Origin of the sequence: Streptomyces hawaiiensis (assembly GCF_004803895.1) — a bacterium.
GTDB lineage: Bacteria > Actinomycetota > Actinomycetes > Streptomycetales > Streptomycetaceae > Streptomyces > Streptomyces hawaiiensis.
This window is the reverse complement of sequence record NZ_CP021978.1, coordinates 123,958-150,758: the sequence shown is the minus strand read 5'-3', so window position 1 is coordinate 150,758 and position 26,801 is coordinate 123,958. Positions and strand designations below refer to the sequence as shown.

The following is a 26,801-nucleotide window of genomic DNA, read 5'->3' as shown; positions in this document are numbered from 1 at the left end:
CCCGGCCCGCACCCCACCAGCCCACCCCACCGGGGAACCCGATGCACACTTCCCTCACCCCGACCCCGCCACCCACTGGCACTGCCACCGACCCCACGCGAGCGACAGCCGAGGAAGAGGAACTGGAAGACCAGAAGGCAGCCATCACCCACCTCGGCCACGAACTGCGCGCCCTGGTTGAAGCCACCGTCCGCACCGCCGCCTCCCCGGACACCCTCCACCGTGTGGCGGACGGCGTCCGCGCCATCACCAGCCAGCTGACGGGCCGACAGCGGTCGCGGGCGGAGATCCCCGAGGTGGACGAGTTCCCCACAGGGACACGTATCTACAGCCCTGTGACCGGGGCTGGAAGCCCGCTGGCCCCGCCCGTACAGGTGACGCCCACCGCCGACGGTTTGATGGGTCACTGCACGCTCGGCATCGCCCACGAAGGGCCGCCCGGCTACGGCCACGGCGGCATGAGCGCCATGCTCCTGGATGAACTCATGGGCCGCGCCTGCGCAGCAGCGGGAACGCCCGGCCTGACCGTCTCCCTTCAGATGCGCTACCACCGCCCGGTCCCACTGGAAACACCCCTGCGGATCCTCGCCCGCGTCACCGGCACGGACGACCGCAAGATCTTCGTGAGCGGGTCGATCACCACCCAGCCAGACCCTGACGCGAACCTCGTCACGGCCGACGGGGTCTTCATTGCTCCCGACCCCCACCGCACTCGCACCCTGTTCCCGGGGCTGCAAGCCGAACGGTAACCAGCCGGGCATACGGCGTATCCCCCGTCAGAAGTTGCCGGCGGAACGGATCCGGCACCCCACGGCAAACCCCATTGCGTCCTGGGCCAACAGCACGCCCACCTCCGGTCCTGCCTCCACGCGGTTTTTTTGATCAGTGGGTGGTGGGTTGGCCTGGGCTGATCAGTTTGGTGTTGGTGGTACTGGGGGCTTCAGACCGGCTGGTTCTGGTTCGGTGATGGAGGAGCGGGGGTTCTGGCTCGTGTGCTGAGCTGTCGCTTTGTCAGGTGGAGTGAGGGTTGGTCAGGTGTGGTCAGTTTGCTTGCGTGCTGGTATGTGCCGGTGTGGTGGTGGGGTGCCTGGACCGGTCTCTGTCAGGCCCGGGGCAGCATGCCGAAGACTTCGTCACCCGGCTTGAACGGGGTGACGTTGTGCCGACGCGTAGGGGGAGACGTCCGGGCCCGCGACGGCGTCGCCGAGGTAGGACGACCAGCCGTAGCGGTTGCTCTTGGGCGTCCAGACACGCACCCTGAGGGTGTCCAGGTCGGGTCTCGTCGTCGTGCGGTCGTCCAGCATGGGGTAGAGGAGCAGTTGGAACACCGGGCGGATCTCGGCCCGGTCATGGGCGAGCAGCGCGAGGGCCGCGGCGATTCCGCCGCCTGCGCTGGCACCGCCGATTGCGATGCGGTCGATGTCGATGTGCAGGTCGCCCGCGCGCTCGGCCAGTCCGCGCAGCGCGGCGTAGGCGTCCTCGACCGCGGCGGGCGCGGGATGGTCCGGCCCCAGTCGGTAACGGACCGCGGCGACGGTGATGCCGAGCTCGCGGGCGAAGGCGATGTTCGTACGGTCGTGAACGGTGACGTCCGGTCCTGGATCGATCGCGCGCCACTTCACTCTCCGCACGATGCGCGACGACAGACGTCCGTAGGACACATTGGGGAGGAAGCGACCTCGTTTGAGATCGGGATGGAAGGCGCTCATCGGGTCCTCGTTCTTTCCCCTCATCGAGGGGTGTGGGATCGTCTGGCCACCCGGCGGGTGGCCGGCGTCGAGAGTGACGCGGATGCGGTTGTCGAGGGAGCCGCCGACCTTGTTCGACCGGACCAGCTTCTGATCGGTACGCGGATGGCGTCTCAGTTGTGCTGCTCGGCGTCCAGTAGTGCGAGGGCGTTGCGCATGCCCTGTTCGAGGAGTTGGTCGGCGAGTTGACGGTCGGTGAGGGCGCGGGAGAGTTGCAGGGTGCCGGCCATCATGCCGAGGAGGCTGAGTGACTTCAGGCGTGCTGAGGGCGGGTCGTGGGGTGCCAGGCGGGCGGCGAAGCCGTCGATGAGGACCAGTGCGCCGTCGGTGTAGGCCTGCTTGGTGGGATCCGTGGAGCGTGCGATCTCGTCGAGCAGGGCGGCGTTGGGGCAGCCGTCCTCGATGCTGTCGCGCTGTTCGGGGGAGAAGTACCAGCGGATGATCTGTTCGAGTCCGGCGCGGCCGGGTGCCGCCTGCGCGACGATGTTCTCGTGCTGGGCGCGCATCTGGTCGGCGACGGCGGTGGCGACGAGGTGGTCCTTGGAGGCGAAGTAGGCGTAGAAGGTGCCGTGGGTCAGGCCCGCGTCCTTCATGAGCGTGGCGACGCCGGAGCCGTCGATGCCGTCCTGCTTGAGCCGGCGGCCGGCCGTCGCGATGATCCGCTGCCGTGTCTCCTGCTTGTGTTCTTTCGCGTACCGCACGATGTGTTCCTCCTGGCAGTCGGGGCGTGTGCCCCGGCTGCCGTCCTGGTCGGGTCAGTGTGCCCCGCCCGCAAGGAGAGCCGGGAAGTTGATCCTGGCGGTTTGCATTTTCGGGTCGTGGGGCTCGGGGACCCCGCCGTCGGTGAGGTACAGCCGGTCGCCGCGCACCGCGGTGGCGGAGGGAGAGGCAAGGCCGTCCGCGCTGGTCAGGACGGGCTTGTAGGTGCCGTTGGGATAGATGACCACGACCCGGTCCGGGCCGTTGTTCGAGGAGGAGCCGTTCTGCGCGGCGAACACGACATCGGAGCGGGGGGTCAGGAAGCTGAGGTCGTCGATGTTGGGCAGGCCGCCCGCGACCTGGCGGATCGGGCCGGCCGTGCCGGTGGCGGTGACCGGGTTCCGCAGCAGTGTTCCCTTGTTGAAGTTGCTGATCCACAGGGCGCCGTTGTGGAACCTGAGTCCGTTGGCGCCGATCGGCAGGGCTTCGGTGGGCACCGGCGCGAGAGCAGGGTCGGTCAGCCACGGCGTCGCCGATCCGCCGGAGACCGGAACGGACCAGATGGTGCCCCTGAGACTGTCCGCGATGTAAAGGGTGCGTCCGGCCGCGTCGACGGCCAGCCCGTTGGGGCCCGAGTCGGCGGGCAGCGCGGCGACGCGCTGCGGGGTACCGTCCGCGCGCAGCTTGTACACGCCGTTGCGGTCCACGTTGCCCGGGGCCCACAACGCGTAGTAGACGGTGCCGTCACTGCCACGGGCGTTGCCGCTGATCGCCGCACCCACCTGCCCGGTGACGAGCACCGTGCGCTCCCCGGACGCGGAGATACGCATCAGCTCCGGTCCATGGGTGCGCTCGCACACCGCGCAGCTGCCGAGCATGGACAGGGTCACCGAGCCGTCGGGGTTGGCGGTGATGTTCTCGGGGATCTCGCCGGCCGCGAGGTCGAACGTCGCCGCCGTCGTTACGTCGGTGACCACGGAGCCGCGATACGCGTGTCCCGTCCCTGCGGACGTGGACGCGGACGGCGCCGAGGCCAGGACGGCCGCCGTCGCGGTGACCGCCACTCGGCCTCTCGCCGGTGGCCGCGGTGACGATCGCCTAAGGGATGACGGCGGGAGCGTCGCCCTTCTCCACCGCATCCGCGATCACCTCGCCGAAAACGCGCCGGCGTTTTCGGACGGGTTCGGGCACGCGATAGGTGGGCGTCAGTTCGGCATCCGGTTGAACCTGCGGACGATGCGGTCGAAGATCCGGGCCGGAAGGACGCGGTGGAACACGCTGATGCCGGCGGCCGTCGAGCCGGCGGTGCGCCGCAGTTTCGGGTTCCGGTCGGTGGCCGCCGCGACGATCACCTTGGCCACGGTGGCTGGATCGTCGCCGCCGCTGAGGTTCTTCGCCAGCACCTCGTCGAAGGTGCGCCGTCCCGGCGCGTAGAGCGGCAACGGAGTGTCGCCCTGCACGCTGTGGTCCCCGAACGGGGTGTTGATCGGGCCGGGCTCGACGAGCAGGATCCGGACGCCGTGCTCGCGGACCTCGTGGTCCATCGACCCGGAGTAGCCCTCGACCGCGTGCTTGGTCGAGGTGTAGATGGCCATGAACGGGCTGGGGACGAATCCGCTGAGGGAGGAGACGTTGATGACGCGTCCGCGCCGTTGAGTGCGCATGTGCGGCAGAACCGCCTTGGTCATCCGCATGATGCCGTAGACGTTGACGTCGAAGACCTCGTGCGTCCGGGCGACGGAGAACTCCTCGGCGGCGCCGTTGGCGCCGACGCCGGCGTTGTTGACCAGGACGTCGATACGCCCGAACCGGTCGATCACCTGCTTGACCGCGGAGTCGACCGATTCGTCGCTGGTCACGTCGAGGCCGAGGTAGGTCACCCCGGCGGGCGCGGTGACCCCCGCGGTGTTGCGGGCGGTTCCGATCACCTCGAAGCCCGCCGCGGCGAAGGCGCGGGCCGTCTCCTTGCCGACCCCCGATGAGGCACCTGTCACGAGCACTACCGGCCGAGTTGCCGCCATCCCGAGCTCCCTTGGTTTTGACGTACGCTCGTATGTCTTACGTTCGTACGACCATAGAGTGGTCGTCGGGTCGATGGCAAGTGGTCACGCCCGGCGATCCGAGAAAGATCTGAGAAAAGCCGAAAAGTGGGGTGCAATGCGGGAAAGGAGCGGACGACGATCCGGAATCGCCGGCTGGCCTTCCGCGCATGGCCTCTTTTGGCCAACTTGCTGACTTTCTCCCTATACGCCTGCTTGGCTACCGCGTCGGTGAACCGCAGACTCCGGTCCTGAGTGCATCGCAAGAGACCCCTACCGCCAGGAAACAAGGGGGGCGGCCTGCCGCGCGTATCGCATCTTCGAAGCTGGGTGGTGGCGCGCAGGTCCCAGACAGCGGAGCCAGGCAGGGCCAGACGGCACCGTTGAACTCGTTCGCCTGATCGGGGTGCCAGTCGGGCGCGAGTACGGAGGAGTAGTGGCCTCGGTGGTCGGAGTGGAGGGGAGCCAGAATGTCTGGGAGCGCGGTGAGGGGGTCGGTGTCCTCGAACGTGAGGCGGATGAGTTCGTGGAAGATCGCGGTGCCTTCCCAAGCTGCGCGGTCACCGTGGGTGAGGGCAGCGATGCGGTGGCCGCGTTCATGGTGGCTTCTTGGCCGGCGGCCGCGAAGTGGACCGCGGAGGTCGATGCCCGCATCAAGGAGCCGCTTCCGGCTCGTCGTTGGTCGACCTGGTAATGGATCGCGGCGGCGAGGTGCTAGGGCATGCCGTTGGTCAGGACGTTTTCGGTCTGCAGGCCGATGTCCTTCGGTTCGGGCCGCTTGAGCTGCCGTCGGCTCCGCGCAGGTCCTCTGCATCTAGGGCCTGTCATGGCGAGCCCTGGGAGCCCGAACACGGGTCAGCCCCGGCTCCGTCGCTCTCGGAGCCGGGGCTGACCCTGCATCGCATACGGCGAGGCGTCCCCACCTCGCGCCGTACACGAAGTACGGGAAGTACCCGAAGTGATCGCAGTACGCGAAGTACCGCGCGTACCCGGTGTACGGGCCGTCAGTGGGCGATCGCCGGGATCTTCGCCTCGTCCTCGGCACCCTCGCCGGAGGCCGGACCGACTTCCGGCTTGCCGGTGTTGACGAAGGTGAAGGCAATCGTCGCGGCGAGCACGAGGATGCCGACGGCGAACCAGATCGCGTTGGTACCCGTGCACCCGGCCCTCCAGCTGGACCAGCTGCTGCTGGGCCTGGGAACCGGCACCGCCGATGTGGTCCTTGATGTACGCGGTCGTCGCCGAGGCGGCGATCGTGTTCAGCAGGGCCGTACCGATCGCGCCGCCCACCTGCTGCGAGGTGTTGACCATCGCAGAGGCGACACCGGAGTCACGCGGCTCGACACCGTGCGTGGACAGGGAGAGGGCGGGCATGAACGCCGTACCCATGCCGAGGCCGAGCAGCACCAGCCCCGGCAGGGTGACACCGGCGTACGAGGTGCCGATCTCCAGCTGGGTGAGGAAGAGCATGCCGGTCCCGACGACCAGGAAGCCCGGAGCCATCAGCAGGCGCGGGGGAACCCGGGTCAACAGGCGGGTGCCGATCTGCGTAGAGCCCACCATCAGGCCGCCGATCAATGGCAGGACGGCGAGGCCGGTCTTGACCGGCGAGTAGCCCAGCACGAGCTGCAGGTAGTAGGTCAGGAAGAGGAACAGGCCGAACAACGCGATGCTCGCAAGGCCGAGGGAGAGGTAGACGCCTCCGCGGTTGCGCTCGGTGATGACACGCAGCGGCAGCAGCAGGGCCTTGACCTTGGACCCGGTGAAGACGAACGCGGCGAGCAGCACCGCCGCGGCGACGAACAGGCCGACCGTCGAGGAGTCGCCCCAGCCGTCGGACTCGGCGCGGGTGAAGGCGTAGACCAGCGTAACCAGACCGAGGATGGACAGAACGACGCCGGGATGTCGAGCGGCGAGCGGTTGCGGCTGCCGGACGGCTCACGGATGACCAAGTACGCGCCCGCGGCCGCGACGACCGCGAACGGGATGTTCACGAAGAACGTCCAGCGCCAGTCGAGGTACTCGGTGAGCATGCCGCCGAGGATGAAGCCCACGGCGCCGCCGCCACCGGCGATCGCACCGTAGATGCCGAACGCCTTGGCGCGCTCCTTGGGCTCCGTGAACGTCACGGCGAGCAGGGAGAGCGCGGCGGGCGCGAGCAGTGCGCCGAACGCGCCCTGGAGAGCGCGGGCGCCGAGCATCATGGCCTCGTTGGTGGCCGCGCCGCCGAGTGCGGAGGCGGCGGCGAAGCCGATCAGACCGGCGACGAAGGTGCGCTTGCGGCCCCAGCGGTCCGCGATGCGGCCGCCGAAGAGCAGCAGACCGCCGAAGGCCAGGGCGTAGGCCGTGATGACCCACTGGCGGTTGCCGTCGGAGATGCCCAGGTTCTGCTGTGCGGACGGCAGCGCGATGTTCACGATGGTGGCGTCCAGCGCGACCATCAGCTGGGCGAGCGCGATGAAGCTGAGCGCTTTCCAGCGGTTGGAATGGGAGTCGGTCTGCCGCCTTGGCGGTGGCCTGAGCTGTTTCAGACAGGGATACCCGCTTCGGGACTTCGTGGCGAAAAACGATGAGAGAAGTCCAGAGCGACAAAGCTGGAGATGAAGATCGAGACAGCGAGACAGGGACAGGGACGGCTCGTCATCGTCGACGGCCGAAAGCGTTGTACGAGGTGGTTACTGGTTACGACATCGATCTGACCGACCGGATCAGTCACGCTCGTCGAATGTCCTCCACGGTCACGGCCGATCCGGGCAGTACGGAGCGGGCGGGTGCCCGCAGACCGTCCAGGAACATCTGCAGATGACGGTGCACGAAGCGGTCGATGCCCTCGCACTCGGTGCCTGGCAGCGGCCGGGTGAGCTGGCTGACGGCGACCATCAGATCGCCGGACTCCACATCGGGGCGCAACTGCCCTGCCTCTCGGGCGCGCTGCATCATTTGCCCGACCAGTTCCATCAGCCGCTCGCGTGCGACGAACAGATCGGGGTGGTCCTGGTCAAAGTTCTTCGCGAGCATCGGACACAGGGCGCCGATCCGCTCGTTCGCCGCCATGTGCACGAAGCCGCTCAGTGCCCGACCATGCCGTCCCTGGCGGCGTCCACGGCTACTCGGCTCCACCCACCTCGGGGCAGTCCGGAGCCTCCACCGATATCGGAGCGGTTCACTGTCTGCAGATCAGCCGGGGAGCTTGTTGGTCTTGCGGATCTGTCCGTCGAAGACCCCGGCGGGAAGGATGCGGTGCGCCGCGCTGAGGAGCCGGGCGCTGCGGCCGGCGGTGTAGCGCACCTGCGGCTTGGAGTCGGTGGCGGCCGCGACGATCGCCTTCGCGACGGTTTCGGGGTCGTCGCCGTCCTCGTTGACCGTCAACGCCACCTGGTCGGCGATACGCCGCTGCTCCGCATAGATCTGCATGGGCATGTCGGGTGCGACGGTGTTCGCCTCGAACGAGGATTTGGTACCGCCCGGCTGGACAATGAGGGCCCGGACCCCGTGTTCGCGGATCTCGTGGTCCAGGGACTCGGTGTACCCCTCGAGCGCGTGCTTGGACGCCGAGTAGTTGGCCATGTAGGGCGCGGGGAGGAACCCGAGGACGGACGAGATGTTGATGATGCGCCCGCTTCCCCGGGCGCGCATGTGCGGGAGGACGGCCTTGATCATGCGCATCACACCGAAGACGTTGATGTTGAAGAGACGCTGGGCCTGCGGGAGAGAGTTTTCCTCCCACGCGCCCGAGGAGCCGATGCCCGCGTTGTTGACGAGAACGTCGATCCGCCCGAACCGCTCGATCACCTGCTCGACCGCGGCAGCGACCGAATCGTCGCTGCCCACGTCGAGGGCGAGGAACGTCACGCCGTCGCGACGGTCGGCTCCCGACGTCTTCCGGCTCGTTCCCACCGTCTCGAAACCCGCTGCGGCGAGTGCGAGGGCGGCCGCCTTTCCGATACCGGTGGACGCACCTGTCACGAGTGCCACCGGCCGAGTTGTCGCCATGACAAGCTCCCTTGGTTTTGAATTACGTCCGTATGTCTTACGTTCGTACGACCATACGGTGGTCGTCGGTCGATGACAAGTGGTCGCGTCCTGTGATTCGAGAAGGATCCGGGCAACGTGGGGTGCAGTACGGGAAAGACCACGAGTAGACGACGACCCGGGACCGCCGGCTGACGTCTGCGCACTCACCACCGGCACCAGGCGCAGGAAACCGCGCGGGAATGCTTCCTGGGAACTCGAAGGGCCGCCCAGGGCATCACCCTCCACTGAGCCACGACCGCACCAGCGGCCCGCTGCATCCGTTTCATTCGCGCAGGCCATCTGTGCCGCGCCGACGGCAGCGCGGCCTATTTCCTTCTTCGGCTCCCCGAACCATCGGCGGCGAACGCGCCTCGTCTACAGAGGGTGCGCCGCCTGAGACATCTTGGTTCTGAGACACCCGCACAGGTCACATGACTCCATCCAGCGCGGTCGGGTCCGGCAGCTGCACGGTCCCGGCCACGACCTCCAAAAATGAGGCCGTGATTTCGGTGCCGTGCCTGGAGCGCAGCACTACCTGGCCCGCGTCGACGGAGACGAGAGCCCGAAATCCTTCCGACTTCGACTCAGCGGCAAAGCCAGGACGCAGATCGGGCACGGACACGGGGGTGGTCATCATCGGCTCCGGCAGCGTCCATGTCACCTCTCATCCCTTCCACCCGCCATGTCCGCCACCCGAGTGGCTGCGCATCGCCCGGCGAGGGAGGCACAACTCCGCTCGCCAACGACACGAGGGCCCCGGCCGCGGTCCCCGAGGGCGTGGGCAGGCGTTGTCACGTTGTTGGGTGCGTGGGTTTTTGGCGGTGGGTTGGGACGCGGTGGAGCCCGGTTCGGGGCCTGTCTCAGGTCGTGGTGGGCCGGCCGGCGGCGCGGGTGATCTGGTCCCAGATGGTGAAGCGGATGGTCATCTCGGCTCGGTAGCCGGAGGCCGTCATCAGGTGGCGGCGGGGTCGGAAGTGGGGTGAGATGCCGCTGAATGCGGACAGGAACCGCTGGGTTGCGCCAACGCTGCGAAGTCCTTCATCGCCCGTTCACATTGCCGGGTCGGCTGAGGGCTGTTCTCCGCCCTGTTGTTCAGGCTTTGTGCGAGCGATGCTCCACGGAAGCCATGACCTCTTGTGGGCCGCGCCGTAGGAGCGGAGCTTGTCGGTGACAACCACCCGCGGCACCGCACCCGTGTTCTTCAGCAGGCGGCGGAAAAGCGCCTGGCCGCGGCGGTGTCACGTCGGTTCTGTACGAGGATGTCGAGCACCATCCCGTCCTGGTCGGCAGCCCGCCACAGGTACTTCTGCTCACCGTTGATCTTGATGAGGACCTCGTCCAGATGCCACTTGTCCCAGGGCCGGGGCAGCCGGCGACGCAACTCGCAGGCGTAGGCCGGGCCGAACTTCACACACCAGCGGCGGACCGTCTCGTAGGAGACGACGACGCCGCGACCGAGCATCAGCTCCTCGACCTCGCGGAACGACAGCGGGAAACGGTGGTACAGCCACCCACACAGTGAGAGATGACCTCGACCGGGTAGCGGTGCCCTTTGTACGACGGCGACCTGCTCTCCACGGACACCCCTCCAGCAGCATCAACCCGAAGATCATTTCACGCCGTCAGCCAACGTGACAGCGCCGCCGGAAGGGATCAGCTGTAGAAGTTCTTCGGCCAGCGGTGCCTCGCCAGCACCGCGAGCTCCCGGTCGGTCAGCGGGGGTGCGTCGGCGATCGCCGCGTTGCGTTCCACGTTCCCTAGTGACCGCATCCCGACGATGACCGTGGAGACCGCCTGCCCGGCGAGCGCGAACCGCAGCGCTGCGGAGGGCAGTTCCTCGGCACCGATCCCCAGGTCGGCGATGAGCGCGTCCACCCGCTTCTCGACCTGGGCAGGCCGGTCGTCCCTGAAGTACCAGTTGCGCCAGTCACCCTCCGGGAAGGTGACGCCCGTCCGGACCGAGCCCGTCAGGGCCCCCTCGTCGAGTACCACCCGCCCGATCACACCGACGCCGTGCTCCTCGCAGGCGGGCAGCAGGGCGTCGGCCGGGGCTTGCTCGAAAACGTTGTAGATGACCTGGACCGTGTCCAGGACGCCGGTACGCAGTACCGTGAGCACGTTCTCGGGCTGATGGTCCTTGACGGAGATCCCGAAGGCCCTGATCTTGCCCTCCTGCTTGAGGGCGTCCGCCGTCTCCAGCCAGTCGCCGCGGCCGGTCCACTCGTCCTCCCAGGTGTGCAACTGGAGGAGGTCGACGTGGTCGCGGCCCAACTCGCGGAGGCTGGTCTCCAGGCTCTCGCGAAGGTGCGAGCCGGGGAACACTTTGTCGGGGTGGAGCCCGCTGGACGCCAGGGAGACCGGTACCTTCGGCCCGACCTTCGTCGCCACATGCACGCTGTCACCCCCGCCGGGGAGCTCCTTGAGCGCATGGCCGACGACGCGCTCACTGCGGTCGTACGCCCGGGCGGTGTCGATAAAGGTGACGCCCAGGTCGATGGCGCGGTGTAGAGCGCGCACACCGGAGTCGTCGTCGGCGCCGACCCAGGCTCCCTGGCCCAGTCCCCAGGCCCCGTAGCCGATCTCGGACACGGTCAGCCCAGTGCGGCCGAATTCCCGAAAGCGCATGTGATGTCCCGACCTCTTCGTGGGACCTGTGCGAGGTCCGCTTTCCATGGCCTTCCGGCACACGACTTGCCTGCTCGACGGTACAGACGCCGGTGGTCCGGGCACCACCTCACAGGGGGACTGAAACTTTCGAGCTCGCTCCGCAGCCCCGGCACCGAAGTGCACTTCACAGCGCCGACGGGGCTCGAGGCGGCGATACGAGAGTGCTTGCGACGCAACGGAGTTGATGTATCAACCATATGCCGATAGTCTTGCGCCCGACCAACCTGGCCTCCTGCCGATTCGAGCGCGGTCAGGTCCAAGAGGAGGACGTATGGCGGTCGAAGTCAGCGACCGGCCCGAGGCGAAGCGCTACGAGGCCCGGGTCGACGCACAGCCCCCGGTCGCGGGTGTCGCCGAATACATTCGTACGACGGAACTCGTCGCCTTCGTGCACACCGAGGTCGCACCGGAATACGAGGGCAGGGGAGTCGGGTCCGCACTGGTCCGCACCGCTCTTGACGAAGCGCGCGCCTCGGGACTGCGTGTTCTGGCCACCTGCCCCTTCTTCGCGGGCTGGATCGCCCGTCATCCCGAGTACCAGGACCTGTTGTACCAGTCCCGCAGCAAGGTCAGCGACTAGCACTGCCGCGCAGCGCGGCGATGGAGGCCGACATGAGCGACAGGTCTGCGAGGAAGTCGTACAAGAGCGAGCCGATCACCGTGACCTTCGAGGCCGGGCGCTGCCTGCACGCCACCGAGTGCGTCCGTGGTCTGCCGGAAGTCTTCGACACGGCTGCGCGACCGTGGATCCGACCCGACGGTGCCGCGGCCGATCGCCTGGCCGAAGTGGTGCGGCGCTGCCCCTCGGGTGCGCTGCAGTACGAACTCGCGGACGGCGGGACGGAGATCTCGGAGCGCCCCACGCAGATCACGCGCAGCTCCACCGGGCAGCTCACCGTGCGTGGCGAGCTGCGGGTGGACACACCGGAAGGTCCGCGCGCCGAGACCAGGGTCGTGCTGTGCGGCTGCGGGCAGACCCGTCTCCAGCCGTACTGTGATCACTCGGGACCCTGCGGTCAGTGATGCCGACGGGCCCGCGCCCGCACAACGGATCGCGTCCAGGGCTGAGGGCCGAGCAGATGTCCCTTGCAGTGCAGTTCTCCGAGTAGGGCATCACTCACGTACTGCGTGCCGTGGATGGCCCGCCGCCCACCGCGGGCTGCGGTGTCATCCGGTCGACCGGAAGACCTGCATGGCCGCATAAGAGGTCATCTCATTTGGCCTTCTCGGTAGGCTGTCGGTTATGGCGGGGATCGTTGAGCGGCTGGTGCCGGATGAGTTGTGGGAGTTGTTCCAGCGGGTGGTGCCGGAGGCTCCGTCGCGGCCCCAGGGCGGCGGCCGACGTCGACATGGTGACCGGGAAGTGCTGGCCGCGATCGTTTTCGTGGCCACGTCAGGCTGCACGTGGCAGCAGCTGGCCTCCGCGTCGTTCGGGCCGTCGGGGGCGACGGCTCATCGGCGCTTTGCCGAGTGGACGAAGGCGAGGGTGTGGGCCAAACTCCACCGCCTGGTCCTTGATGAGCTCGGATCCCGCGGCGAGTTGGACTGGACCCGCTGTGCGATCGACTCGGTGAACATGCGGGCCCTGAAAAGGGGGATCTGAAGCGAACACCGCCGCTGCCAGATCCATCGACGGTGCCACCCGCGGCCTCCACGTCCCCCACCGGAGCTGCGGCCACCGCCGGGCCGTCGGACAGCACCTCGTCAACGGTCTCCCGCGCGATTCGAAGCCGCGACGGCTCCGCCTCCACCTGCGACAACTCGTCGGGAAACCCGGCGATCCGCTCACGTAGCCGATTGGCCCGGCCACAAGCCGCCACTTCCCTGGCCTCAAGTGCCTCGATCAACGACTGCACCACACCACCCATGCCGCAACGGTCCCCGCGCCCACTGTGGCCTCAACGCCGACGACGGTAGAAACAGCCCGGGCAGCTACGCCACTAACCCTGCGAAATCACTGCAATGAGGCTCCCTCATAAGACCTTCACCCATCTCATTTGGCGAGTCCGCGGCAGCGGATGAGGGTGCAGGCGATGGCGGTGAGGGCCAGGTATCAGAGCGCGGGTCAGAAAGGCCGGTCGGGGTCGCCTGGACAGCCTCCAGGCGACCCCGACCGGCTCACTGGTCTCGCTCACTGGTAGCGGCGTGCAATGTGTCGAATAGCCGACGCGGTGGCCGCCGCTGGGGCGGCCACCGCGTCGCATGTGTCACTGCCAGATGCGGCCGATGACCACCCAGCGGTAATTATCGGCCGTGGGGCCCGTGAACCAGCCCACAGGCTGCGAGTTCTGAGTAGTGCTCTCGCAGTGATAGCCCGAGTAGGTCAGTGTGGTGGGCGACGCTCCGGACGGGGTCACGGTCACCTCGGGGAAGTACTGGTTCACGCTGTCCGTGGGGAATGACACGCACCGGCCGTTCACGCTGATGCTGTGGACCTGGCCTTTGGTTCCGTTGGTGACAGCCAGGCAGGCGGCGCCCGCGTCGGCCCGGCACTGGGGCGGCTGGCTCGCCGCCTGGGCCGGAACGGCGGTCACGGCCAGTGCCGCGGCTGCCGCGCCGCCTGCGGCGATCACGACAATGAGACGCTTCTTCATGAGATATATACGCCTTTCATCTTCGACATCGTGGGCGCACGTGTGGCGTGGCCGCCCCGATGAGATGCCCCGTCAAGTTGATGCATCATCTACATGATCGCATCCCGACGTCAAGCTCAGGCGAGGCGACCAGCAGCCACCGCACGCGTTCAACTTCCCTAGGTACCAACCCCTTTGGGTGGGTCGTAGCCTGAGATCCGTGGCGATGGTCGAACGTCTGGTCCCTGATGTCCTGCGACTGCGAGACACGCGGCCGCGATCACCCTCGTGGCAACGACGGGCCACGCCTGGAGCAGCTTCCGCCCGCCTTCGACCCGTCCGAGGCGACGGCGCACGGGCGCTTCACCGAGCGGACCGCCGCCCGGGTTTGGGCCAAGTTCTCCAGCATGATCCTTGATGAAACTCGGCTCGCGCGGTGAACCGGATCGAGGCGGCCTGGGAGATCATGCCTGGCGCGGGGTTGCGCGATCTGAAGATCTTCTGCAGACCGGCAAGACGTTGACACATCAACCATGCGTGGGGATAGTGGAGACCGTCATCGTTCAACCGCCTGCCCGGGGCTCACTCTGCCGGGCGGCGGAACCTCCCGCGTCTAAGGAGCAAAACCATGCCGGACACCAAGCAGTCGACCGTCGCGATCACGGGCGCCGGCAGCGGACTGGGGCGGGATATGGCCCTCAAGCTCGCCGCCAGCGGATACCGGGTCTTCGGTACCGCGCTGTCCGCGGACGAGATCACCGACCTGGACAAGGCCACGGACGGCGCGGCCACCCTCTCCCTCGTCGACATCACCGACGAGGACGCGGTCACCGCATGGGTGGAGCAGGTCTCCGTAGAGCTGGGCCAGGACGGCCTGGACGTGCTCATCAGCAATGCCGGAATCCTCACTCCCGGCCCGCTGGAGGTGCTGCCGATCGCTGCGGTCAAGCGTGAGTTCGACGTCAACCTCTTCGGCGGCCTCTCCGTCATCAATGCCTTCCTTCCGGCCCTGCGCGCTTCCCGCGGACGCATCGTCCTGATCGGAGCGATGACCGGCCGCTTCCCCATCCCGTTCAACGGCCCCTCCAGTGCCTCGAAGGCAGCCCTGGAAGCGATCGCGGACCTCTACCGCGCCGAACTGAAGCCGTTCGGTATCGACGTGGTGATGGCCCAGGCCGGCAACATGCGCACCGGCGGCCCGGCCAAGTCGTCGGTAGCCCTGCGACAGGTCGCCGACTCGATGACCGAGGAGCAGCGCGCCCTCTACGGCGAGGCCTTCGCCACGTTCACCGATGCCCTCAACTCCTCGCAGGCGAGCGGGCTGAGCAGCGAGGCCTCGGCCGACCGGGTGATCGAGCTGGTCGAGCAGGTGCCCGCACCCATCCGCGGCGCCGTAGGCGAGGACGCCGAGCAGATCCTGCGCCTCGTCCGGGAGAAGTCCGACGCCGAACTCGACGCCATGCGCCTGCAACTCATCGGCCTCGGCGACGCATAACCAGCACCACCGAGCCGTCAGAACCGGCTCTGTCGACGGCGGGAGCAGCCACTCGGCGACGAAAAGTACCGCTCCCCTCCTGAAGGGCACCCCGTGCTCGCCGAGAAATGCTCCTGACGGAGCCATCGAACGGCTTCTCGACATGGCCTGTCGCCGCAGGTCAGAAACGCGCTCCTCGCGTCACCGATCAATACCGCGCGCGCCACTTTGTGACAGCCCCGTCGGCGACCCCACCCTCCGGACGCACCAGCCTGGTTCGAGGAAGCCGTGCGTGACCGGCATGGTCGAGCGCGACATCCGCGCCGCAGCCGGCGCCCGTACCACTCGCGCCACACCCTGCTGGGCTTCTGTGACAGGTCCGTGAGGACGGCGTATTCGCTCACGCCACTGGGCGCACAGGAGCGAACATGAAGCGCTTGATGCGCCAACAATTGACGTGTCATCATTCTCTCGGAACTCAACCCCCCTTTGAGAACCGTCATAGCTACGCCGTCGAGCGCTGACTGGATGCTGCTGTCGGCAGTCGAGAGCCACGTTTCATCACCGACTAGTCATCGGTGATTTCATTTCCCAGAAGGAAATTCCAGGCAAGATGCCTGGACCGAGTTCGTCAATCAGGGCCACCTGTAGTGGGGCATCCCCGTATCGAAGACCAAAATTCTCGGCGGTTGTTCTTAATCCGGCCGCCGCGGCCTTCCCCACGTGAACCTCGGACATACCAGATAAGGAAACAGACATGCCAGCACCGGACCTTGAGTTCTTGTTCCGCGTAGAAGTCGAGACAGGCGAAGAGGTGCCCGTCGGAGACACCCCCTATGGCGCCGTGAGATTCACGCACGCCGTCGGCGGTACGGTCGAGGGGCCGAGGCTGCGCGGTGAGCTGCTCCCACTCGGCGGTGACCGTGTAGTCGGACGCGCTGACGGTACGTTCGAGATCAACGTCCTGCAGCCGATCCGTACGCACGACGGCCACACGATTCTGATGACCTACAAGGGGCTGATCCGGGGGCTCGACGAGTCGGCTGACGGACCCCCCGACGCGTCCAAGGTCTACTGGCGCACTGCGCCGATGTTCGAGACTGCAGCCGAGCCGTACGCATGGCTGAACGGTCTCGTCGCGGTCGGCGTGGGCGGCTTCATCTCGCCCGGCAAGGTCGGCTACGAGATCTATGCCGTGAGCTGAGCCGGAGCAGCGACATCAGGGCTTCTGAAGCGTGATGGAACGGTCCCCACTGTAATGATGGTGGGGGCCGTTCCTTTCGCTTCACAGTGGAGAGCGGAACCGGTGTTCACCCGGTTCGGCGAGCACAAGCTCGCCCGCCGCATGCTCGCATCCCTGAGGCCCGGCATACCGCTGATGGTCGGCCGCAACTTCGCCGGCCATGAACTGTAGGCCTGGTCGAAGCGGTCGGAAGCCGCCTCGCCCGAGGTCGGCGCCTGGGCGACGCCCGCTTCGGGCCTTGGGTCAAGGCCCGCTAAGCGCTACCTCCACATGACCGACAATGGCGACGCCACTCGTTGACGTATCAACTTCCTTCCCTGTAGTTTGTTGTCGTGTCATCCGATGCAATCACAGGAGGAAATGATGGTTACTGCAGTTGTCGGAGTGGGTGCTATCGGCAAGACGGTTGCCCAGCTCCTCGTTGACGGCGGAGAGCGAGTCATGCTCGCTTCCAAGGACCAGGCGAAGGCCACCGCCCTCGCGAAGGAGCTCGGCGATCAGGCCGACGCCGCTTCCGTGAGAGCTGCCATCGACCAGGCCGACATCATTGTCTTCGCAGTCTGGTTCGACGCCATCAAGGAACTGATCGCGGAGTACGCGGACCTGTTGCCCGGCAAGGTCGTCGTCGATCCGTCCAATGCCCTCGCGGCCGACGATCAGGGCAACTTCACTCCGATCCTCCCTGAAGGTCAGTCCGCAGGCTCGGTCATTGCCGGGTTGTCTCCCGCCGGGGCGCACTACGTGAAAGCGTTCGGCTCACTCCCGGCCGAACTGCTTGCATCCGGTGCCGACCGCGCGCCGCAGCGGGCCGTCCTCTTCTACGCGACCGACGACGGCCAAGCCGCTGCCGCGGCCGAGCGGCTCATCACCGCAGCGGGATTCGATCCGGTGAAGGCCGGCGGTGTGCGTGACACCGGGCGCGTGGAGGTGTTCGGTGACCTCCACACCTTCGGCGGTCTGAACGGCAAGCTCGTGACGGCACAGGAGGGCCTCGCTGCTGTCGAGGCGTCGGCATAACCCGAACGGGCTGTGGTCGAAGATGGCTCTCACAGACGGGCGGTCGAGCCGCGTGATCTCTGCGGGGGCGGCGTCCACCACTTTCGCAGCCCGGCATGGCTCGGCGCCCCGCTGAGTCCACTCGACTCCACGTGATTCGGGAGTGTTGCGAACTCCACGAAGCCAGGGTCGGCTCAGGTCCGGCGACAGCTGTACCGTGAAGGCATACCGGCGGCCCGCTGCATCGTGGCCCGGCTGATGTGCCATCTCGGCCTCGAGGGCGCCCGACGAGGGAAAAAAGATCCGCACCACCATCCGGGACGACGGCCAGGAGCGGGCGGCCGACTTGCTCAGCCGCGACTTCACCGCGTCCCGCCCCAACGAACGGTGGGTGGCCGACTTCGCCTACGTGAGGACCTGGTCCGGGACCGTCTACGTCGCGTTCGTTGCCGACGTGTCCTCCCGGGCGATCGTCGGCTGGCCAGCGGCCACCAGCAAACGGGCCAAGCTCGTCCTCGACACCCTGGAGATGGCGTTGGGGCGTCGTGACCGTGCCGGAACTCCCTCTGGCCCGGGGCTAGTTCACCATTCGGATGCGGGCAGTACACGTCTTTCGCTCCTTGATGAGCTCGGCTCCCGCAGCGAGTTGGACTGGACCCGCTGTGCGATCGACTCGGTGAACATGCGGGCCCTGAAAAGGGGGATCTGACAGGTCCGAATCCTGTCGACCGGGGCAAGTACGGGTCGAAGATCCACCTCATCACCGAGAGGACAGGTCTGCCCCTGTCCGTCGGAATTTCGGGGGCGAACCTGCACAATAGCCAGGCCCTGATTCCCCTGGTGAAGGGCATACCGCCGGTTCGCTCCCGCCGAGGACGCCGACGACGCAGGCCGGACAAACTGCATGGGGACAAGGGCTACGATCACTCCCACCTGCGGCGATGGTTACGTGCGCGCGGCATCAGGCACCGCATCGCCCGCAAGGGCATCGAGACCTCGCAGCGGCTGGGCCGTCATCGCTGGACCATCGAGCGCACCATGGCCTGGCTCGCCGGCTGCCGCCGTCTCCACCGGCGCTACGAGCGCAAAGCCGAGCACTTCCTCGCCTTCACCAGCCTCGCCTGCACCCTCATCTGCTACCGCCGACTCGCCAAATGAGACATCCTCTAAGCATCGGCGCCGGTATCCAGGCCTTCTCGTTCGTATTGCCCTGCCTGTGCTCACAGGCCGACTCGAGTGCTGTAGCGAGAGTGGCCGCCGCATGCCGATGCCAGCGTTGCGGAGGGCGACGCCGGCCGAGCTCGGCAGCCTCAAGTCGGGTTCCGCGGGACCAGCGCGACTTCGCTTATGCGTCGTGGCCGGGGAGCTGGGCGCTGTGTGATGGCGCCGGGGCCGGAGGGAAAACCGTGGTGGTATGTCCCTGGAGAAGATCGAGGCGGTCACCGGCAAGCTACCCGCCGAGGCGTATGGACGGGGATCACTTTCTGGGCAGGAAGAGGGCCAGCAGCAGGCCCAGGGCGACCGCAGCGGCCGCGATCAGGAAGGAGACGCGGAAGCCGGCCACGGTCAGGATCTCGATGCCGCCCCCAGTGGTGGCGGTGTTCGCGAGGACCATCCCGACGACGGCGCTCGACAGGGACGTACCGATGGACCGCATCAGTGTGTTGAGGCCGTTGGCCGCGCCGGTCTCCGAGGGCGGCACCGCGCCGACGATCAGCGCGGGCAGGGAGGAGTAGGCGAGTCCGATGCCCATGCCGAGGATCACCGAGACCGGCTCGGCAGGGTCAGGCCGAGGCTGCTTCCGGCGAGATGCTCTTCTGGAACGCGGTGTGGTCCTCCGGCATCGCCGCAGCGGCGGCGTCCGCCTTCATGGCGGTGAACTGCTCCAGGGCCAGCGCGGCGCTCTGCGCGGGGCGTCGGCGAACCGGTCGCCGAAGTAGTGGCGCAGCAGTCCGTTGAAGACATCCCGCACGGTCGTCCGGTCCAGCATGGACAGGGGGCCGGCGGCCAGCGCTTCCACGCTGGCGTCCAGCGCCGCCCCGCCCAGCGCACGGAGTTGTCGTCCGGCTCCTCGATGGTGGAGTCCAGCAGGTCCAGCAGGGCCTCGGCTTCGTCGTCGCTGCGGATGTCGAGGTGGAACCTCTCGTCCATGCCCAGCAGGTGCCCGAGGTACGACGGCGAGTCGGTCGGTGAAGCATGTCGCGGTGGCGAGGGGGTGGCCGCGCCGTCGGCGGACCCGGCGTCGGTAGGAGCTGTGGTTCAGGCGGCGAGGGTGCGCAGCGGGGCCAGGGCGTTGCTCCAGGCGACGACCTGGTCGAGCAGGGTGCCGAGAGACTGCACGTTGTAGTCGCCGGGCTTGAAGACGCTGAAGTTCTCGAACTCGGTCATCAGGGACAGCGTCACCTGCTGGCGTACGTCGGCCATCTGCAGCTCTCCGACAACCAGGCGCAGATGTTCCGCGGCCCGGGCGCCGCCGACGCCGCCGTACGACACGAAGCCGGCCGCCTTGTTGTTCCACTCCGTGTACAGGTAGTCGATGGCGTTCTTGAGTACGCCGGAGGTGCTGTGGTTGTACTCCGGGGTGACGAACACGAACCCGTCGAAGGAGGCTATCTTCTCCGCCCACTTTTTCGTGTGGTCGTTCTGGTACTGGCCCATCGACGGGGGCAGCGGCTCGTCCAGGTGCGGCAGCGGGTAATCACGCAGATCGACGAGCTCGAACTCGGCGTCGCTGCGACGGGAGGCTATGTCGTAGACCCACTTGGCCACCTGCTCGCCGTTGCGGTTGGGACGGGTGGTGCCGAGGATGATGCCGATCCTGGTCATTGAGACTCCTTGACGGTGTTCACAGTGCTCATGCCTGACGGATGTTCAGGACGTGTGCGGGAGGTGTTGTACGGGGATGACGCCGAGGCGGCCCGCCTGGTAGTCCTCGAAGGCCTGCTGGACTTCTTCGCGGGTGTTCATCACGAACGGGCCGTACTGGACGACGGGTTCGCGGATGGGCAGGCCGCCCAGTACGACGAGCTCCAGCCTGGGGGAGCGGGACTCCTGGGCCCGGTCGGCGGTCAGACGCATTGCGTCACCCGCGCCGAAGACGGCGAGTTGGCCTTCCTGGATCGGGCGGGCCTCGCCGCCGATCGTTCCGTGGCCTGCCAGGGCGTAGACGAGTGCGTTGTAGCCCGGCTCCCAGGGCAGGTCGACCTGGGCGCCGGGTTCGATGGTGAGGTGGGCGAGGGTGATCGGGGTGTGGGTGACGCCCGGGCCGGTGTGGCCGGCGATGTCGCCGGCGATCACCCGGATCAGGGCGCCGCCGTCGGGGGTGGTGAGCAGTCCGGTGTTCTTGCCGCGGATGTCCTGATAACGGGGCGGGCTCATCTTCTTGGCGCGGGGCAGGTTGACCCACAGTTGGACACCGTGGACCACCCCGCCGCTTTTGACCAGGTGCTCCGGCGGCTTCTCGATGTGCAGGACGCCGGCCCCGGCGGTCATCCACTGGGTGTCGCCGTCCGTGATCTGCCCGCCGCCACCGTTGGAGTCCTGATGCTCCAGGGCGCCGTCGATGAGGTAGGTGACGGTCTCGAAGCCGCGGTGCGGATGCCAGGGGGTGCCCTGGGCCTCGCCCGGGGCCTGCTCGATCATGCCTATGTGGTCCATGTGCACGAACGGATCCAGCTCGGGCAACGGCACCCCGGCGAAGGCCCGGCGCACCGGGAAGCCCTCGCCCTCGAAGCCGTGCTGCGCGGTGGTCAGGCGGCGGACGGGCCGGTGGACGGTGGCGGCCGGGTCGAGTTCCGGCAGGCGTGGCAGGACCAGTACGTCGTCCACGGTGATGGCAGGCATGTGGGTGTCCCTCTCTTGCTGTTGCTGTCAGAAGGAGTGCGGTCCGAAGCGGCCCCAGGCCACGAAGACGGTCAGGGCGAGCAGGATCACGTTCACGACGACGGACTGGGCCTCTTTGCGTCGGCTGTGTGTGATCGCGGCGCCGAACATGGTCAGCGCCAGACCGGTCGCGGCCAGCGGGACCAGGATCGGGGCGATGTCCACCGCCGCCGGCAGGATCAGCCCGATCGCGGCGAGAACCTCCAGGAGGCCGATCGCCTTGATCATTCTGGGCGAGAACTCCTCGGCCCAGCCCATGGACGGGGAGGCGGTGAGTTTCTCCTTCGGCTGCGCGAGCTTGGCAGCGCCGGCAGCGAGGAAGACGAGAGCGAGCAGGGCGGCGACAGACCACAGGGCGACGTTCATGGATACCTCTTGGGTTCGGGTTGTGCGGATCCGCGTCTGGGGCGCCCCGCACCGATAATTGATGCGTCACCTAAAATAGCCGAAGGTAGATGACATATCAACCCTGTGAGTCCGTGGCGGCCAGCCCCGCACGGGCTGACGGTCAGGCCGCGGGCTCGGTCGACTCCGCAGCCGCGTTCCGCGCGCTGATCACGGCCCTTCCCCGCTGCGACTCCGGCAGGCGGAGGAGCATGGCGTGCAGCTCCGCGGCGTCGGCATTGGCGCCGAAGGGCTCGGTGCCCGGTTCGAGCCGTACGCCTTCCGCGAGGGCCCCGCCATGGCGGGTCGTAACCGACGGTGTCGACGAGGCGCCCGACGGCCGTGAGGTCGTCCGGGGTGTCGCCGGCAATGGCGATGGCCTTGCGTCCGGGCGTTCCCTTGGGCTGGGCCCGTCTTCGAGATCGTGCTAGCCATGTGGTTGAACGCCCTGACCCCGCAGGCCCCGGCCCCTGCACGGTCTCGCTCGACTAGGTCAGCGGATCGGTGGGGTCCTCGCGGATCCCGCGGACCTCCCACCAGTACGTCATGGTGTCGATGACGAGCTTGTTCCGCAGCGCTACAGCGGGGATGTCGCGGATTGCCCGGCGAGAGGGCCAGGATGACGACGTCCGCCTCCGCCGCGGCCTCGCCGGCGGTGACGGTTCCGCGCCGGGGGTGAGGACTTCGACGGTGAGGGCTATCCCCCCGGGGCGCCCGAGCCAGCGATGAGCACCCGGTACCCGGCTGCCACTGCCAGGCGTGCCAGCGCGGTGCCGACCTTCCCCGCACCCAGGATGCCGACGGTCCCTACGTCGCGATGTCCATGGGGTCCATGTCTTCTCCGTTCACGGTGTCAGCTCGCGAGGATGTCGCGGACCTCGGGAGGGCCTTGGTGCCGTACAGCGCGCAGGCGAGCGCTGACCGGCTGCACCCCGGTGGTGCGGATGAGGTGACTGCCCGACGCCGAGGGTCTGGATGGCGCCGACCATCTTGCGGGCGACCGTTTCGGGCGAGCCGATGTACACGTATCGGCGATGAAGCCGGGGAGTGGATCCCGACCGGGTGGGCGGTCGTGCCGAACTTGTCGGCGCCGCGCTCGTAGAGGTAGATGTACGGCGCGAAGCGTTCCGGACTGCCGCCGATGGTGGCGATTATCAGCGGGAACCCGCATTTCGCGGTGCGGATGACCGACTGCGGTGAACCGCCGGCATCGACCCATGTGTCCAGGTGTCTGGACTCGGTCTTCCGGAAGACGTGGCGATGTCCAGCGCGGCCCGCTTGGCGGCCGTCACGCCGACCGTGGACCTGGCGGATCTGCCGCATGCTGTTCGTTGCGGCACTGGAAAGCATGCACTGCTTCGGCGAGGGTGCACTGCGCTCCGTGGCCGATGCCAACGTCGGCTTCCTCCTGAATGTCGGACTCCTGGTCCGGACCGTAGGCGTCATCCAGCACATCAACCCGCAAGAGCGAGCCCTCACCGGATTCGCCGCCTGCGCAAGCGAACTCGTCGAGGGGGCTTTGCCGGTGCCGGACATTCCCCGGTGGACGGCGGTGTTCGCCGTGCCGTTCCGTGCAGCCTTCTGACTGCATCTGGCCGAATCTCACCTGTGACGGTTGATGCATCAACCCTGATGTGATTCGGTTGATTCATCAACAAGGGCGGTTTTCTCCTCGGACAGGGGTAGCTAAATGAGCGACAAGAAGGTCATCGCGGTCGCCGGAGCGACGGGCGCACAGGGCGGAGGTGCCGCACGGGCGATCCTCGCCGATCCGGACTCAGGCTTCACGGTGCGTGCACTGACCCGCAACCCCGACTCGCCCGCTGCCAGGGAGCTTGCCGAGCTCGGGGCGGAGGTCGTACAGGCGGACTTCCACGACGAGCCGACCGTGCACACGGCGTTCGAGGGTGCTTACAGCGCCTTCCTCGTCACCAACTTCTGGGCGCACGGCTCGGCGGCGAAGGAGGCCGAGGAGATCGAGGTCCTGGTCCGGGCCGCCAAGGCTGCCGGCCTGCGGCACGTGGTCTGGTCGACGCTGGAGGACACCCGCGAACTGCTGCCGCTCGACGACGACCGGATGCCCGTCCTGCAGGACAAGTACAACGTGCCGCACTTCGACGCCAAGGGTGAGGCCAACGAGCTGTTCACGCAGGCCGGAGTGCCGACGACCTTCCTGAACACCACCTTCTTCTTCCAGGGCTTCCTGCAGGGCATGGGCCCCAGCGCGCCGAGGACGGGGTGCTGGCGCTGACCCTGCCGCTGGAGGACGGCAAGCTCCTCGCCGGGGTGGACGTGGCGGACATCGGCCGCACCGCCCTCGCCATCCTCAAGGGCGGCGAGCAGTTCATCGGCGAAACCGTCTGCCTGGCGGGCGACCACCTGACCGGCGCCCAGTACGCGGAGAAGCTGGGCGCGGCGCTGGGCGAACCGGTGCGCTTCCAGTCCGTGCCCTACGACGTCTTCCGCTCCCTCGACATACCGGCGGCCGACGAACTCGGCAACATGTTCCAGTACTACGGCGACTTCGACCAGGAGTTCACCGGCGCCCGTGACCTGGACCGGCTGCGAGAGCTCAACGCGGCGCTCAAGAGCTTCGACGACTGGCTGGCCGAGAACGCCTCGAAGATCGAGGTGAAGTGAGTGAGCGCGACAGGTACGGCGGCCCGTGAGGGCTCCGCGCGTGCGACGAGCGGACCGCTCAACGGCAAGGTCGTCTTGGTAACCGGCGCGAGCCGTGGCATCGGCGCGGCCATCGCGCGTCGCCTCGCCCGTGAGGGCGCGGCCGTCGCCATCACCTACCACTCATCACGCGGCCACGCTGACAAGGTCGTCGCCGAGATCACGTCGGAAGGCGGCAGGGCGGTGGCGTTGGCGGCCGATTCGGGAGACGCTGAAGCCGTCCGCGCGACGGTCACCGGCACCGTGGAGACCTTCGGCCGCCTGGACATCCTGGTGAACAACGCCGGTGGCGCCCACATCGCGCCGATCGAGGAACTCACCGTCGACGACTTCGACCGGGCCGTCGCGGTGAACGTGCGCTCGGTGTGGGTGGCCACACGGGAAGCGCTGCGGCACATGGGCGACGGAGGCAGGATCATCTCGATCGGCAGCGTCTTCGCCGAGCGGATGCCGATTCCGAACGGTACGACGTACTCCCTCACCAAGGCGGCCATCGGCGGTTTCACTCGAGCGCTGGCCCGGGAACTGGGGCCGAGGGCGATTACGGTGAACAACATCCAACCGGGCCCGATCGCGACGGACAGCAATCCGTCCGAAGGCGACTTCGCCGGACTGATGACCGGACTGACCCCGGCCGGCCGCTTTGCCTCTCCCGATGAGCTGACCGGCCTGATTGTCTACCTCGCCGGCCCTGAGTCTGCCTACGTGACGGGCGCGACGATCAACATCGACGGCGGCTACACCGTCTGACGTCGGCGTCAACCGTGGCCCAGGTCGGCGGTCCGAGCCTTTGGTGTCCCATGCGGCGGTGCCGTCGCGTGGGGCACCTTTCGTCGTTCCGCATCCGGGTCACCTGTCAATAGGGCAGGTGTGACGATCCGATGGGCCGGACCGAGCCCATTCAGTGATTCGTCAACTACCTTTACACTGTCTTCATGGAAGAGACAGTGCGGTGGTTGACGCCGGAGGAGCAACTCGCGTGGCGTGGCTTTGTCCGGTTGCATGAGAGGCTCGGGGGCCGTTTGGGGCGCCAGCTGCAGACGGAGTCGAATATGTCGAGCGCGGACTTCGCGGTGCTGGTCGAACTGACGGATGTGCCAGAGGGGCGCCAGCGGTTTCTGGATCTTGCCCAGTCGTTGGAATGGGAGAAGAGCCGGATGTCCCATCACATCTCCCGCATGGCCAAGCGTGGGCTGGTGAAGCGGGAGGAGTGCCCCGAGGACGGGCGCGGGGCGTTCGTGGTGATCACGGATGCGGGGCGAGAGGCGATCGAGGCCGCCGCTCCGCGCCATGTGGAAGCAGTACGCGCCCTGTTCCTCGACCACGTCACACCGGCAGAGCTGCGGGTGCTGGCCGACATCTCTGATCGTGTCGTGGGCAAATTGGACGAGGACTCGTCCTGATAGCAAGGGGCGGGCCGGACGGCGAGCGGTGAACGGGTGCACGGAAATGCTGGGGGTGTGATGCCATACCGGCCGAGGTGTGGCGGCCGGTGCCGGCCCGTACGTGGTGTCACATGGCCAGGACGAGCGCCGTCGGTGGCCACGTAGAGCCGATGAGGATGACGGCGGCGGCCCTTGCGTAGCCCCGGGTCTTGGGGAGGGCGTGGCCGTCGATCCCCAGAGGCTGCCGGAAGAGCCGCACCACCAGGCCCGCGGTCGCGGTCGCTGCGAGGCCACCTCGATGAGGCGGACCAACTCTGCTCCCAGCCCTGTGTGCGACTGCGACCCGGCGGACGCCCTTGAGGGCGCCCTGGGCGCACTCGCGGTCAGTGTGACAACGGCGAGGAGGCGCTGCGAATGACGGCGGTGACGTGCGATGTGGATGACTCGTCGATCATCGGGCTGTTTCACGGCCTCGGATGATCGCGCCGTCGGCGGACCGACTCCCTGTGCCGGTTGGGCCCTACCGCTTGGGTAGCGACGGCACCGGATGCCTGCTCATGATCGACACCCGATTGAACGCGTTGATGGTGATCGCCACCCAGATCGCGGCAGAGATCTGTTCATCCGTGAGGGCCTGTCGGGCGGCCTCATAGGCGGACGTCTGTGCGTCGGCGTTCGTTGGATCGGTCGTCGCCTCGGCCAGCGCGAGGGCCGCGCGTTCCGAGTCGCTGAACATGTCGGTGTCCCGCCAGGCAGCCAGAACTCCCAGCCGCTGTGCCGACTCGCCCGCACGCAGGGCCGACCTGGTGTGCAGGTCGAGACAGTAGGCGCAGCCGTTCAGCTGTGACACACGGAGATTGCTGAGCTCTACGGTGGTGCGGCCGAGCCCCGCATCGGCGGCGGTCGCCCGCACCACCTCCACGGTCTGCAGCAGGGCGTGGAAGGCCTTGGGGCTCTGCTTGTCTATAAAGATCCTGCGGAGTGCGGATCCGTCGGCGTGAATGGTCACTTCGGGCCT

The 26,801-nt window shown here is 67.6% G+C and carries 25 protein-coding genes and 9 pseudogenes; 15 read left to right on the top strand and 19 right to left on the bottom strand.

Annotated elements, in window-relative coordinates:
• Positions 1–41: 41 nt before the first annotated feature.
• A complete protein-coding gene (locus CEB94_RS00740; RefSeq protein WP_175430301.1) occupies positions 42–749 on the top strand; it encodes a PaaI family thioesterase in 708 nt (235 codons plus the stop codon).
• 384 nt (positions 750–1,133) lie between these two features.
• On the opposite strand, the gene CEB94_RS00735 is transcribed toward CEB94_RS00740, so the two are convergent.
• From CEB94_RS00735 to CEB94_RS00685, 11 genes and pseudogenes are all read right to left on the bottom strand, one after another.
• The gene (locus tag CEB94_RS00735) at positions 1,134–1,622 is read right to left on the bottom strand and encodes an alpha/beta hydrolase fold domain-containing protein (RefSeq protein WP_218945874.1); all 489 of its coding nucleotides are present in this window, start codon (positions 1,620–1,622) and stop codon (positions 1,134–1,136) included.
• A gap of 239 nt (positions 1,623–1,861) precedes the next feature.
• Complete coding sequence (locus tag CEB94_RS00730; RefSeq protein WP_175436828.1) at positions 1,862–2,452, bottom strand: TetR/AcrR family transcriptional regulator; 591 nt, start codon at positions 2,450–2,452, stop codon at positions 1,862–1,864.
• 51 nt (positions 2,453–2,503) lie between these two features.
• Positions 2,504–3,424 (bottom strand): SMP-30/gluconolactonase/LRE family protein, encoded by a 921-nt coding sequence (locus tag CEB94_RS00725; RefSeq protein ID WP_246111652.1) that lies wholly within the window; start codon positions 3,422–3,424, stop codon positions 2,504–2,506.
• A gap of 228 nt (positions 3,425–3,652) precedes the next feature.
• Entirely contained in the window at positions 3,653–4,468 is an 816-nt protein-coding gene (locus CEB94_RS00720) for an oxidoreductase (RefSeq protein WP_175430298.1), read from the bottom strand.
• Positions 4,469–4,787: 319 nt separating this feature from the next.
• Positions 4,788–5,257: pseudogene (locus CEB94_RS40515) on the bottom strand (ADP-ribosylglycohydrolase family protein); the annotation flags it as partial.
• Positions 5,258–5,490: 233 nt separating this feature from the next.
• Positions 5,491–7,021: pseudogene (locus CEB94_RS00710) on the bottom strand (MFS transporter).
• Positions 7,022–7,198: 177 nt separating this feature from the next.
• A pseudogene (locus CEB94_RS00705) lies at positions 7,199–7,561 on the bottom strand (SbtR family transcriptional regulator); the annotation flags it as partial.
• Positions 7,562–7,663: 102 nt separating this feature from the next.
• Positions 7,664–8,479 carry an oxidoreductase gene (locus CEB94_RS00700; RefSeq protein ID WP_175430295.1) on the bottom strand — a complete coding sequence of 272 codons (816 nt, stop codon included), beginning with the start codon at positions 8,477–8,479 and terminating at the stop codon, positions 7,664–7,666.
• 448 nt (positions 8,480–8,927) lie between these two features.
• Complete coding sequence (locus CEB94_RS00695; protein WP_175430294.1) at positions 8,928–9,161, bottom strand: DNA ligase-like domain-containing protein; 234 nt, start codon at positions 9,159–9,161, stop codon at positions 8,928–8,930.
• A 199-nt stretch (positions 9,162–9,360) separates the two neighbouring features.
• A pseudogene (locus CEB94_RS00690) lies at positions 9,361–10,078 on the bottom strand (IS6 family transposase).
• A gap of 75 nt (positions 10,079–10,153) precedes the next feature.
• On the bottom strand, positions 10,154–11,125 hold the full coding sequence (locus CEB94_RS00685) for an aldo/keto reductase (protein ID WP_175430293.1): 972 nt from the start codon (positions 11,123–11,125) through the stop codon (positions 10,154–10,156).
• A gap of 313 nt (positions 11,126–11,438) precedes the next feature.
• On the opposite strand from CEB94_RS00685, the gene CEB94_RS00680 reads away from it, so the two are divergent.
• The 3 genes and pseudogenes from CEB94_RS00680 to CEB94_RS00670 all read left to right on the top strand — a co-directional run.
• Positions 11,439–11,747 carry a GNAT family N-acetyltransferase gene (locus CEB94_RS00680; protein ID WP_175430292.1) on the top strand — a complete coding sequence of 103 codons (309 nt, stop codon included), beginning with the start codon at positions 11,439–11,441 and terminating at the stop codon, positions 11,745–11,747.
• 32 nt (positions 11,748–11,779) lie between these two features.
• Positions 11,780–12,190 carry a (4Fe-4S)-binding protein gene (locus tag CEB94_RS00675; RefSeq protein WP_175430291.1) on the top strand — a complete coding sequence of 137 codons (411 nt, stop codon included), beginning with the start codon at positions 11,780–11,782 and terminating at the stop codon, positions 12,188–12,190.
• 220 nt (positions 12,191–12,410) lie between these two features.
• Positions 12,411–12,758, top strand: a pseudogene (locus CEB94_RS00670) (transposase); the annotation flags it as partial.
• A gap of 616 nt (positions 12,759–13,374) precedes the next feature.
• On the opposite strand, the gene CEB94_RS00665 reads toward CEB94_RS00670, so the two are convergent.
• Complete coding sequence (locus CEB94_RS00665; protein WP_175430290.1) at positions 13,375–13,761, bottom strand: hypothetical protein; 387 nt, start codon at positions 13,759–13,761, stop codon at positions 13,375–13,377.
• 607 nt (positions 13,762–14,368) lie between these two features.
• On the opposite strand from CEB94_RS00665, the gene CEB94_RS00660 reads away from it, so the two are divergent.
• The 6 genes and pseudogenes from CEB94_RS00660 to CEB94_RS00640 form a co-directional block, all read left to right on the top strand.
• Positions 14,369–15,235 (top strand): SDR family NAD(P)-dependent oxidoreductase, encoded by an 867-nt coding sequence (locus CEB94_RS00660; protein WP_175430289.1) that lies wholly within the window; start codon positions 14,369–14,371, stop codon positions 15,233–15,235.
• Positions 15,236–15,971: 736 nt separating this feature from the next.
• Positions 15,972–16,418, top strand: coding sequence for a DUF3237 domain-containing protein (locus CEB94_RS00655; RefSeq protein ID WP_175430288.1), 447 nt, complete (start codon positions 15,972–15,974; stop codon positions 16,416–16,418).
• A 381-nt stretch (positions 16,419–16,799) separates the two neighbouring features.
• Positions 16,800–17,474, top strand: coding sequence for an NADPH-dependent F420 reductase (locus CEB94_RS00650; RefSeq protein WP_342789266.1), 675 nt, complete (start codon positions 16,800–16,802; stop codon positions 17,472–17,474).
• 177 nt (positions 17,475–17,651) lie between these two features.
• A pseudogene (locus CEB94_RS42075) lies at positions 17,652–17,741 on the top strand (hypothetical protein); the annotation flags it as partial.
• A gap of 58 nt (positions 17,742–17,799) precedes the next feature.
• Positions 17,800–18,048: pseudogene (locus tag CEB94_RS00645) on the top strand (DDE-type integrase/transposase/recombinase); the annotation flags it as partial.
• Between the two features lie 21 nt (positions 18,049–18,069).
• Positions 18,070–18,611 (top strand): annotated as a pseudogene (locus tag CEB94_RS00640) (IS5 family transposase); the annotation flags it as partial.
• A gap of 328 nt (positions 18,612–18,939) precedes the next feature.
• On the opposite strand, the pseudogene CEB94_RS00635 reads toward CEB94_RS00640, so the two are convergent.
• From CEB94_RS00635 to CEB94_RS40505, 6 genes and pseudogenes are all read right to left on the bottom strand, one after another.
• Positions 18,940–19,224 (bottom strand): annotated as a pseudogene (locus tag CEB94_RS00635) (MFS transporter); the annotation flags it as partial.
• Between the two features lie 96 nt (positions 19,225–19,320).
• Entirely contained in the window at positions 19,321–19,473 is a 153-nt protein-coding gene (locus CEB94_RS00630) for a hypothetical protein (protein ID WP_175430286.1), read from the bottom strand.
• 239 nt (positions 19,474–19,712) lie between these two features.
• On the bottom strand, positions 19,713–20,279 hold the full coding sequence (locus tag CEB94_RS00625; RefSeq protein ID WP_175430285.1) for an NADPH-dependent FMN reductase: 567 nt from the start codon (positions 20,277–20,279) through the stop codon (positions 19,713–19,715).
• Positions 20,280–20,324: 45 nt separating this feature from the next.
• Positions 20,325–21,296 carry a pirin family protein gene (locus tag CEB94_RS00620; protein ID WP_175430284.1) on the bottom strand — a complete coding sequence of 324 codons (972 nt, stop codon included), beginning with the start codon at positions 21,294–21,296 and terminating at the stop codon, positions 20,325–20,327.
• Positions 21,297–21,323: 27 nt separating this feature from the next.
• A complete protein-coding gene (locus tag CEB94_RS00615) occupies positions 21,324–21,701 on the bottom strand; it encodes a DoxX family protein (RefSeq protein ID WP_175430283.1) in 378 nt (125 codons plus the stop codon).
• A 715-nt stretch (positions 21,702–22,416) separates the two neighbouring features.
• Complete coding sequence (locus tag CEB94_RS40505; RefSeq protein WP_281292570.1) at positions 22,417–22,512, bottom strand: hypothetical protein; 96 nt, start codon at positions 22,510–22,512, stop codon at positions 22,417–22,419.
• A 528-nt stretch (positions 22,513–23,040) separates the two neighbouring features.
• On the opposite strand from CEB94_RS40505, the gene CEB94_RS00605 reads away from it, so the two are divergent.
• From CEB94_RS00605 to CEB94_RS00590, 5 genes are all read left to right on the top strand, one after another.
• The gene (locus CEB94_RS00605; protein ID WP_175430282.1) at positions 23,041–23,304 is read left to right on the top strand and encodes a hypothetical protein; all 264 of its coding nucleotides are present in this window, start codon (positions 23,041–23,043) and stop codon (positions 23,302–23,304) included.
• A 105-nt stretch (positions 23,305–23,409) separates the two neighbouring features.
• Positions 23,410–23,970, top strand: coding sequence for an NmrA family NAD(P)-binding protein (locus CEB94_RS40500; RefSeq protein WP_246111651.1), 561 nt, complete (start codon positions 23,410–23,412; stop codon positions 23,968–23,970).
• On the top strand, positions 23,958–24,359 hold the full coding sequence (locus CEB94_RS40495) for an NmrA family NAD(P)-binding protein (protein ID WP_246111650.1): 402 nt from the start codon (positions 23,958–23,960) through the stop codon (positions 24,357–24,359). The genes CEB94_RS40500 and CEB94_RS40495 overlap by 13 nt, the downstream gene beginning before the upstream one ends.
• Entirely contained in the window at positions 24,360–25,148 is a 789-nt protein-coding gene (locus CEB94_RS00595; RefSeq protein WP_175430281.1) for a 3-oxoacyl-ACP reductase family protein, read from the top strand. It abuts the gene before it with no gap.
• A gap of 185 nt (positions 25,149–25,333) precedes the next feature.
• Positions 25,334–25,801: a MarR family winged helix-turn-helix transcriptional regulator gene (locus CEB94_RS00590; protein WP_175430280.1), complete on the top strand. Its 468-nt coding sequence runs from the start codon at positions 25,334–25,336 to the stop codon at positions 25,799–25,801.
• A 502-nt stretch (positions 25,802–26,303) separates the two neighbouring features.
• On the opposite strand, the gene CEB94_RS00585 is transcribed toward CEB94_RS00590, so the two are convergent.
• Positions 26,304–26,792 carry a carboxymuconolactone decarboxylase family protein gene (locus CEB94_RS00585; protein ID WP_246111649.1) on the bottom strand — a complete coding sequence of 163 codons (489 nt, stop codon included), beginning with the start codon at positions 26,790–26,792 and terminating at the stop codon, positions 26,304–26,306.
• Between the last annotated feature and the right edge of the window lie 9 nt (positions 26,793–26,801).

Excerpts from the sequence above, each read along its gene's own strand:
- CEB94_RS00740 (WP_175430301.1), top strand. The coding sequence starts at position 42 with ATGCACACTTCCCTCACCCCGACCCCGCCACCCACTGGCACTGCCACC.
- CEB94_RS00720 (WP_175430298.1), bottom strand. The coding sequence starts at position 4,468 with ATGGCGGCAACTCGGCCGGTAGTGCTCGTGACAGGTGCCTCATCGGGG.
- CEB94_RS00700 (WP_175430295.1), bottom strand. The coding sequence starts at position 8,479 with ATGGCGACAACTCGGCCGGTGGCACTCGTGACAGGTGCGTCCACCGGT.
- CEB94_RS00685 (WP_175430293.1), bottom strand. The coding sequence starts at position 11,125 with ATGCGCTTTCGGGAATTCGGCCGCACTGGGCTGACCGTGTCCGAGATC.
- CEB94_RS00680 (WP_175430292.1), top strand. The coding sequence starts at position 11,439 with ATGGCGGTCGAAGTCAGCGACCGGCCCGAGGCGAAGCGCTACGAGGCC.
- CEB94_RS00675 (WP_175430291.1), top strand. The coding sequence starts at position 11,780 with ATGAGCGACAGGTCTGCGAGGAAGTCGTACAAGAGCGAGCCGATCACC.
- CEB94_RS00665 (WP_175430290.1), bottom strand. The coding sequence starts at position 13,761 with ATGAAGAAGCGTCTCATTGTCGTGATCGCCGCAGGCGGCGCGGCAGCC.
- CEB94_RS00660 (WP_175430289.1), top strand. The coding sequence starts at position 14,369 with ATGCCGGACACCAAGCAGTCGACCGTCGCGATCACGGGCGCCGGCAGC.
- CEB94_RS00655 (WP_175430288.1), top strand. The coding sequence starts at position 15,972 with ATGCCAGCACCGGACCTTGAGTTCTTGTTCCGCGTAGAAGTCGAGACA.
- CEB94_RS00650 (WP_342789266.1), top strand. The coding sequence starts at position 16,800 with ATGCAATCACAGGAGGAAATGATGGTTACTGCAGTTGTCGGAGTGGGT.
- CEB94_RS00625 (WP_175430285.1), bottom strand. The coding sequence starts at position 20,279 with ATGACCAGGATCGGCATCATCCTCGGCACCACCCGTCCCAACCGCAAC.
- CEB94_RS00620 (WP_175430284.1), bottom strand. The coding sequence starts at position 21,296 with ATGCCTGCCATCACCGTGGACGACGTACTGGTCCTGCCACGCCTGCCG.
- CEB94_RS00615 (WP_175430283.1), bottom strand. The coding sequence starts at position 21,701 with ATGAACGTCGCCCTGTGGTCTGTCGCCGCCCTGCTCGCTCTCGTCTTC.
- CEB94_RS00605 (WP_175430282.1), top strand. The coding sequence starts at position 23,041 with ATGCTGTTCGTTGCGGCACTGGAAAGCATGCACTGCTTCGGCGAGGGT.
- CEB94_RS40500 (WP_246111651.1), top strand. The coding sequence starts at position 23,410 with ATGAGCGACAAGAAGGTCATCGCGGTCGCCGGAGCGACGGGCGCACAG.
- CEB94_RS00590 (WP_175430280.1), top strand. The coding sequence starts at position 25,334 with ATGGAAGAGACAGTGCGGTGGTTGACGCCGGAGGAGCAACTCGCGTGG.